Origin of the sequence: Achromobacter sp. GbtcB20 (assembly GCF_019091095.1) — a bacterium.
Classification (GTDB): Bacteria; Pseudomonadota; Gammaproteobacteria; order Burkholderiales; family Burkholderiaceae_B; genus Achromobacter; species Achromobacter mucicolens.
The window spans coordinates 1-695 of sequence record NZ_JAGXJZ010000118.1 but is presented as its reverse complement, the minus strand read 5'-3'; the positions used below and the strand labels follow the sequence as shown (position 1 = coordinate 695).

The window sequence follows — 695 nt, the reverse complement described above, 5'->3', positions numbered from 1 at the left end:
AACTATGCCGGCTTCCTGGCCCCGAAGATCGCGCTGGTCTCGAACATCATCCTGATGATCGCGATCCTGCTGTGGCGCCCGGCCGGGCTGTATTCGAAGATGCGAGGCTGACATGGCGATGAATCCCATGACCCGGCTTCTTTCCGGCGACCTGCCGCGCTGCCGCATCCTGTCCGCGGTGCTGATCCTGATCCTGCTGGGACTGGCCTTCGCGCCCTTCCTGACCAGCGGCGCGCGGCCGCTCAACATGGCGGCGACCATCTGCGTCTACATCGTGCTGGTCGCCTCCTACGACCTGCTGCTGGGTTACACCGGCATCGTGTCGTTCGCCCACACCATGTTCTACGGGATCGGCGCCCACGGCATCGGCCTGGCGCTGGCCTCGGTGGATGAGCCGACCTGGGGCGTGGCGATGAAGGGCCTGGGCCTGGCGCTGCTGCTGGCGCTCGCCCTGGCCTTCATCGTCGGCCTGTTCGCCCTGCGCGTGCGCGCCATCTTCTACGCCATGATCACGCTGGCCGTCGCCTCGTCCTTCGCCGTGCTGGCCTCGCAGCTGTCGGACTTCACCGGCGGCGAGGACGGCAAGACCTTCAGCGTGCCGGAAGTGCTCACGCCCGGCTTCACGCTGGTCGAGAACGAGGTGTTCGGACGCGCCATCGACGGCAAGCTGCTGACCTACTACCTGGTGTTCTTCG

The 695-nt window shown here is 66.5% G+C and carries 2 pseudogenes; both read left to right on the top strand.

The window, feature by feature from the left end:
• Positions 1 to 111, top strand: a pseudogene (locus tag KVT32_RS32290) (branched-chain amino acid ABC transporter permease); the annotation flags it as partial.
• Between the two features lie 16 nt (positions 112 to 127).
• A pseudogene (locus tag KVT32_RS28085) lies at positions 128 to 695 on the top strand (branched-chain amino acid ABC transporter permease); the annotation flags it as partial.